This window comes from Staphylococcus sp. EG-SA-2 (assembly GCF_017152085.1).
Genome location: NZ_JACYHC010000306.1, coordinates 1 through 7041 on the forward strand (window position 1 = coordinate 1; position 7041 = coordinate 7041).

The following is a 7041-nucleotide window of genomic DNA, read 5'->3' on the forward strand; positions in this document are numbered from 1 at the left end:
TAGATTCATTTGGACAAAGGGGGATTAGGGCAACACATTTTTCGTTTGAAGATATAAATAATAAAGGTGATCTTAATGAAAGAGTGACTGATGCCTTAGCAATTGCTAGTTGTATCAATGCGCATCCGTATGTCAAAGGAGAACTTTGCGTGTCCGATGACTTAACGTATACGACAGGTTATTTTGCCGCTGCTAAAATTGGTTACCATCGATTATTTGATATTAAACCAGTTAATACGAGATATGGAGGCAGAATAATATTTGTGGACGATTGTATTGATTTAAATCATTACATATCATTTTTAGAAAGCACACCGAAGCAAGTTGTTTATGAAACGGTATAGGGGTTTTAGTATGACATCAAAAGATATTACTCAAATTAGTGTCATTGCTGCGATTTTAACCATTTTGGCAGTTTTGAAAATACCGTCCATTATACCAGGATTAGATTTTCAATTATCTGCACCGGCAGCATTATTGATATTAGCTTTCTTTGGAATTAAAAAGTACTTTTTAGGTGGGCTTTTATCAAGCGTATTATTACTGATATTTGGCGTATTTAATCCAATTAATGTGATTATTTCTATTATATTTAGAGTTATAGCTATTGCAGTTGTTTATTTATTGAAAATAAATGTACTATCATTAGTTTTATCAAGTGTATTAGGCAGTTTGGTATCTAGGCTACTATTATCTATTATTTTAAATTTACCTGTGTGGGTAGTGTTGTTAAACGCGATTCCAGGCGTAATATTCACTTTAATTGTAGCTATTCCTTTATATCTCACATTGAGAAAAAGAATGGCAGTCTTACTAAGATAATAAATCAAAACACGGTCGTCACAATTACTGTTGGCGACCGTGTTTTACTAGCTATTTATTGTTTTCAGTTTCTTTTGTATCTAACAATTTCACTTTGTGATTTTCCCAATCAATTTCATATGTTGATTTAAATGTTCTAGTTTTAAAGTTTTTATAATTTGCGCCTGCCCAGTAGAAGCCATTCCAACGAATTTGGTATAAATCCATTTCACGTTGATAAGTTACTGTAATTTTAGATTTTTTAGCGCCATCTTGTCTGTGTGATAGTACGCTTAAAAATTCTGGATTGAAGTTACTTCTAGATAATAATGGCATTTGGTGTTGCGCTATGAAGTTTTGGCCAGCGTATGCACTGCTTTGTCTGCCAGCTAAGAAGAGTTCATTACCATATGTTGGGTGGAAGCTATCTCTTCCATAAGGTCCCCAACCATTATTCATAATTTTATGTGCTTCAACTCCCCAGCCAACATTTTTATAATTTGTGTTGCGACTTAATGTTGTTCTGTAACTTTCTTGTTTATAATTAATTGTTTCAGAAAAAGCTGTATTTCCATTAAGTCCACCAGATAAACCATTAGAGATACTAATGTCACCACCAAATGTATAGCCTAAAGTATTTTGAACTTGAAACTCTTCATTTTGATTTTTTGGTGCATAATCAACGACGTTTACTGAATCATTAGATTGTGAGCTTATAGATACATTGTATTTAGCTCCCCAATATAATTTTGAAAAGTCATAGTCATTAGGATTAGGTTTCACAAAGCCTGAGTTAATATTCCCAGTAGCTTTAAGTACTAAAGTATCTTTATCATAACTTTTATCTTTGATGAAATTAAATGTTAAAATCTGTGAAATTTTAAACTTATCAGAATCTGCTGTGGCTGTTGTTTTGTATAAAGTAACTTTGTCATCGACTTTTTTTACGCTGACTGGTGTTATTTTACCTTCAGCATTAGCAGTACCAGAAAGTAATAATAATGCCATAGATGTAGCAACGGATGATTTGACTAATTTATTCATTTTCATATCAATTCTGTCCTTTCACCTTGATTTCATGAGTCTTCCAATTGACCTCGTATTTAACAGTATAGTTTCTATTTACGAATGCATTATGGACTCTATGTCCGTCTAAATAACTGTTGCCATAATGCGTTGATCTTTTAATGGCATGAGTGACATCCATGTTTCTTCCGTAAGTAATTTCAAATTCGCTTGTATCGCTTGAACCTTTTTCATGAGATACTGTGGCGATAAATGAAGGGTTAAATCCACTTTGTACAAGAGGAGGTAACTCACTGTCTGGAACGAAATAATCTCTAGGATCTTTACTATGAGGTTTGTAGCCTACAAATAAATCGCTATCAAATGCTGATTTTTGACCTGATTCAGTGGCGAATGAATTCGCTTTGACGCCCCATAAAACACTTTTTGAGTTTTGTTGTTCTACTTCACTTACATAATTTTGTTGTGTATAGCTAATCGATTTAGAATAGTTAAATGATCCATTACCACCGAGTGATGGGGCTGATTGGAAATTACCACCGATATTGTATCCTAATGTCTGACTCACGTTTGTAGATTCAATTTTATTTTTAGGTAAATAATTAATTAAAGAAACATATTTATCATTTGTTTTTAAACCAATATTATATTGGAATGGCCATCGCATAGCTTTAACATGATTAGTTTTTTTATAGTTGTAATATGTTGTTCTAGAGCTAATGAATCCTTGCATCTTTAATATCAGAGCATCTTTGTTATATTTTTTATCCTTCACAAAATCAAATTGAATATTTTGAGTCACGCCCCATTTATTACTTGTTTTATCTTCTGTCCTTTTGATAATTTCTATATCGCTTCCTTTACCGATGTCTTCAGTATCGTTGGCAGCTTTAGCATTTTCTAATAACGGATTGGCAAGAGGGGCAAGTAAGCTCACAGATAAAGTTGTAGCTAATATTTTATTTTTAAGCATAAGTTTCACTTTCTTTCTATAATTTTATTCAACTTAATTAAATGATAATATATTTTGGACGTTATTATAATTAACTGTTCATTAACAATTGACCATTATCAACTTTTTTTACAATTAAGTTAAAAATGCCATAATTCCGTTCAATTTAACCTTTTTTGTTTGGAATGCTAAAAGCTAATTTTGTGAGAAATATAGTTAATAAAACCTTGGTATTGTTGACAGTTGTAAACAATTTAAGGTAACCGATTGCACGAATGTCTTGCTTTTATTTTTAATTAATGTTTGTAAAATACAAATTGTTCTTTTTACGATTTTTGATGAATCCATCTAAAAGTTAATTATTTATTAACTTGAGAATATTTATTTAAGCTTTCAACTTAAATGGATTCATTTGTATTATTTGTGTATCTACTCTGGTGCGATACTTTGTTCTTATAAAAATCAGTTGTTATTATTAAATTTAATGTACGATAAATTAATTTAATGTTATGAGGCTGATTCAATATGTTAAAAAATCCTGAGACAAGTATGAAGTGTCCCAGGATTTTTTAAAATGATTGAACTGTTTACTTAGGTGTGATGCTTTTAATTTTTACTTCATGTGTTTTCCAGTTCACTTCATATTTAACTGTAACGTTTCGGTTTTTAAAAGCATCATGTTTTCTATCAACGGCTAAACGATGTCTTGTCACGTAAGCATATGTAGCATCCATGTTTCTGCCGTAAGTGATTTCAAACTCGCTTTTATCACCTTTACCTCTTTCGTGTGACAATGTTGTAATAAATGATGGATTAAAGCCACTTTGAATTAAAGGAGGTAATTGATTATCTGGGACGAAATAGTCTCTTGCTGCTGGACCAGTTGGGTCTTGTGCAAATAAGTATTGATCATATGCAGATACTTGACCATTCGGTGTAACGAATGAATTTGCTTTAACTCCCCATTTAACACCTTTAGAGTTCTGACTTTCTACTTCAGTAACATAGTTTTTTTGATTATAACTAATTGTTTTAGAGTAGTTGAATGAGCCACTGCCTCCGATTGATGGCGCTGATTGGAAGTTTCCGCCGATATTATAGCCTAATTTCTGACTAACATCTGCTGAATCAATTTTATTTTTAGGAAGATAATTGATTAAATCAACATTAGAGTCTTTCGTTTTCAAACTGATATTATATTGAAATGGCCATATCATTCTTTTAATATATGGATATTTTTTTAAGTCTGAATATGTTGTTCTAGAGCTGATGAAGCCTTGCATCTTAACAACTAGGGCATCTTTGTTATATTTTTTATCTTTTACAAAATCAAATTGAATGTTTTGAGTTATAGCTAATCGTTTGCTAGTAATGTCTTGTGTTCTTTTGATGATTTCTGCACCTTGACCGATATCTTCTATCTTATTTTCTGCTTTAGAAATTTCTATAAATGGATTGGCTAAAGGGGCTATTAAACCAACTGCTAAAGTTGCTGTTAATATTTTATTTTTAATCATAGAAATCACTTTCTTTCTATTTAATTTTAAGTTCATATATATAATAATCCATTTGTAAGCGTTTTCGAATTAACTGTTCGTTAAAAGTTAATTACTATCAACATGTATTGAAGAGACATTTTTAGCATTGTTAAATGATGTTTTTGCATTATGTTATGTTTAAAAGATTTATTGGTCGCAGGCGTTTATATAGCGACATAACTATGTTTTGCAAGTCTTATTCTATTGAATTGTTGTTTAATTATGGTGCTTGTAGTGGAAGAGGAATGGATTTCGCAATAGTTTGTGAAAATTTGAAGTTAATAAAGTTGAGCTGATTCAACTAAATGATGAACTATTCGTTAACGATGTAAGGATTATTTAACAAGTTGCAGGTAAAGAAGTGGACTGACAAATAGCGAAGAAACATTTAATTGATGGAAAATAAAAAAAGAACCACAGATTCGATTGAGAATCAGCGGTTCTTTTTAATCACGGTTTATTACGAAAATTATTTAAAAAATGATGTAAAACTAGAGAAGATATTTTTGATTGATTATTTCCAGAATGATAATAAATTACTTAATGTATTTTTGATTGATGATGCAGTTTCTTGAGCTTTAATAGCTGTTTTTACTAATGTTGGGTTTTGGTAGAAAGTATATAATACTTTACCAGTATTGATTGACTCAGTTACATAGTTTCTTACTTGTGCATATGATTTAGCTAAGTAGCCGTTTTTATCATCAACTTTCAATGGTTGGATGTAAGATTTAGAACCACTACCTAGTACTGTTAATACTGTTTGATCAATCGCACCTTTGTATTTATAGTACGTATTATAGTAGTACTTTGCTGTATCATATTTTTCTTTATAGCTTTTATAAGTATCTGTTAAATACTTGTAACCATAGTTAAATGAATCTTTTAATGATTGGTAGTAACCTAATAATTTAGATTGAGGAACCTCAACTTTTGGTGATTGGATTTGAGGGACTTCAACTTTTGGTGATTCTGCTTTAGGTTTTTCAATTTGTGGTGATTGAATTTGAGGAGCCTCAACTTTTGGCGCCACTTTCTTTTCAGCATCTTTTTGAGCTACTAATGCGTCTAATTGTTTCTGTAAATGCTCTTTTACATCCATAGGTGCTTTGTTAACTTCACGTTGTGCTAAACGTCTGTTTTCAATTGAATCTTTTTCATTTAATTTTGAGATTGCATCATTTGCTGATTTCACACGCTCATCATGACGAACGATTGCTTTTTCAATTGAAACTTTTTCTACAAAGCGGTTATTTTTATCGCGTAAATCTTTAGGTAATTTTGAGTTAGCTTCATATGCTGCTGATTTATCGTGTGGTGCTTTGTTATCTTGGAAATCTTTAATTGCTTTATCCGCATTTTCAATATTTTGACGTTCTTTAGCTTTAGAAGATTGTACTGATTCTACCCAAACTTGTTGGCTTCTATCAGGGTTTTCTTTAATTTGTGCAATGTAATTATTTTTTTCTTGTTCAGTTAAGTTATCATTTTTAAGAACATTGTAAAAAGCGTTTTGTTGTGCAACACGTCGGTCTGGGTTCTTGCTGTCTTTAAGTGATTCAGAGAATACTTCTTGTGCACGTTCTGGGTGTTCGCGTAATGTTTTGATGTATTGGTTACGTTGTTCTTCTGTGATACCTTTTAGATGTAATACTTGATAAAAAGCTTTTTGTTGATCTGTTACGTAGTTGTTTTGAGTTGTTTGGTGCTTAGTTGAAGTTTGTTGCGTGTTTTCACTCGCTTTTGCTTCCCCATTTGAAATCATTGTAGCTAAAGTAATTGTTGCTGCCCCAACTAGCAACTTCGAGATATATTTATTTTTCATGTGTATTCCCTTTCTTTTTACATATTAAATTTATTGTATGCTTTTAGAATTTATCACATGAGAATACAAATGGAAATTAACTAATTATTAACTAATGTTAACTAATAGATTAACTAGTGTTAACTATGTAAAAAAGCGTTTAATTCAGAACATTCAGCGTATTTTAAGTAAGGAAGTACTATATGGAGAAATGCAATAGTTTGCTAATAAATAGAGGAGGAAATTGTCTTTCGAAGAGAGTTTGGTAGAGTAGAAATCTCATTTAATTTGTCACTGATGCACTTTTTCTTCTATATAATTAGGTCACGACATTAGATAGCTTCGCAACTAATGCATAGGGTCCCAACATAGAAACTTTCGAGGCGAAAGTTCACAAACAGGAAGAGTTGGGCGGCTTTCTAGCTCATAAAATTCGCAGAAAATAAAGGAACGCATTAGATAGCTTCGCTACTAATGCATTGGGTCCCAACATAGAAACTTTCGAGACGAAAGTTAACAAACAGGGAGAGTTGGGTGCCTTTCTAACAAATAAATTTGAAGAAGACGAAGGAACGCAGTTGGACGTAAAACGTCAACTGCATAAGCCTTTCTAGCTCATAAAATTCGCAGAAAATAAAGGAACGCATTAGATAGCATCGCTACTAATGCATAAGCCTTTCTAACAAATAAATTTGAAGAAAGGCTAAAAATTATTTTTAGGGGTTGCGAATGAATAAATTAGTTTAATTTTATAAAAATTTATAAAAATTAAAAACGTTGTAAAATTAAAATGAATCATTCATAATATTGTTACTATACTAATTCAAGGTGGTTCAACGCATGTCTCATAATGAAAATCTTAAATTGGCGCAACGCGGTGCTTATTTGAGTTTAATTGTATATATAATCTTATCTATTGT

The 7041-nt window shown here is 31.4% G+C and carries 8 protein-coding genes; 4 read left to right on the forward strand and 4 right to left on the reverse strand.

Features of this window, described 5'->3' with window-relative positions; genetic code table 11:
* Positions 1-344: 6-carboxyhexanoate--CoA ligase (locus IDG60_RS02865; RefSeq protein ID WP_274611433.1), on the forward strand; the 344-nt coding region annotated here is incomplete at its 5' end.
* A gap of 10 nt (positions 345-354) precedes the next feature.
* On the forward strand, positions 355-822 hold the full coding sequence (locus tag IDG60_RS02870) for a QueT transporter family protein (RefSeq protein ID WP_000200956.1): 468 nt from the start codon (positions 355-357) through the stop codon (positions 820-822).
* 51 nt (positions 823-873) lie between these two features.
* On the opposite strand, the gene hlgB is transcribed toward IDG60_RS02870, so the two are convergent.
* The 4 genes from hlgB to sbi all read right to left on the reverse strand — a co-directional run bounded on the left by hlgB (position 874) and on the right by sbi (position 6142).
* Complete coding sequence (gene hlgB, locus IDG60_RS02875; protein ID WP_000783428.1) at positions 874-1851, reverse strand: bi-component gamma-hemolysin HlgAB/HlgCB subunit B; 978 nt, start codon at positions 1849-1851, stop codon at positions 874-876.
* A gap of 1 nt (position 1852) precedes the next feature.
* Positions 1853-2800 carry a bi-component gamma-hemolysin HlgCB subunit C gene (hlgC, locus tag IDG60_RS02880; RefSeq protein ID WP_000916704.1) on the reverse strand — a complete coding sequence of 316 codons (948 nt, stop codon included), beginning with the start codon at positions 2798-2800 and terminating at the stop codon, positions 1853-1855.
* A gap of 566 nt (positions 2801-3366) precedes the next feature.
* The gene (gene hlgA, locus IDG60_RS02885) at positions 3367-4296 is read right to left on the reverse strand and encodes a bi-component gamma-hemolysin HlgAB subunit A (RefSeq protein ID WP_000594519.1); all 930 of its coding nucleotides are present in this window, start codon (positions 4294-4296) and stop codon (positions 3367-3369) included.
* 535 nt (positions 4297-4831) lie between these two features.
* Positions 4832-6142 (reverse strand): immunoglobulin-binding protein Sbi, encoded by a 1311-nt coding sequence (gene sbi / locus IDG60_RS02890; RefSeq protein ID WP_000792559.1) that lies wholly within the window; start codon positions 6140-6142, stop codon positions 4832-4834.
* Positions 6143-6236: 94 nt separating this feature from the next.
* On the opposite strand from sbi, the gene IDG60_RS02895 reads away from it, so the two are divergent.
* Together IDG60_RS02895 and IDG60_RS22045 are read left to right on the forward strand one after the other, a co-directional pair.
* Entirely contained in the window at positions 6237-6341 is a 105-nt protein-coding gene (locus tag IDG60_RS02895) for a hypothetical protein (RefSeq protein ID WP_001789935.1), read from the forward strand.
* Positions 6342-6961: 620 nt separating this feature from the next.
* A partial coding sequence (locus IDG60_RS22045; protein ID WP_241013330.1) for a hypothetical protein occupies positions 6962-7041 on the forward strand: 80 nt, incomplete at its 3' end.

Bases quoted from the DNA above. Each gene is read 5' to 3' on its own strand.
- IDG60_RS02870 (WP_000200956.1), top strand. From the start codon at position 355: ATGACATCAAAAGATATTACTCAAATTAGTGTCATTGCTGCGATTTTA.
- hlgB (WP_000783428.1), bottom strand. From the start codon at position 1,851: ATGAAAATGAATAAATTAGTCAAATCATCCGTTGCTACATCTATGGCA.
- hlgC (WP_000916704.1), bottom strand. From the start codon at position 2,800: ATGCTTAAAAATAAAATATTAGCTACAACTTTATCTGTGAGCTTACTT.
- hlgA (WP_000594519.1), bottom strand. From the start codon at position 4,296: ATGATTAAAAATAAAATATTAACAGCAACTTTAGCAGTTGGTTTAATA.
- sbi (WP_000792559.1), bottom strand. From the start codon at position 6,142: ATGAAAAATAAATATATCTCGAAGTTGCTAGTTGGGGCAGCAACAATT.
- IDG60_RS02895 (WP_001789935.1), top strand. From the start codon at position 6,237: ATGTTAACTAATAGATTAACTAGTGTTAACTATGTAAAAAAGCGTTTA.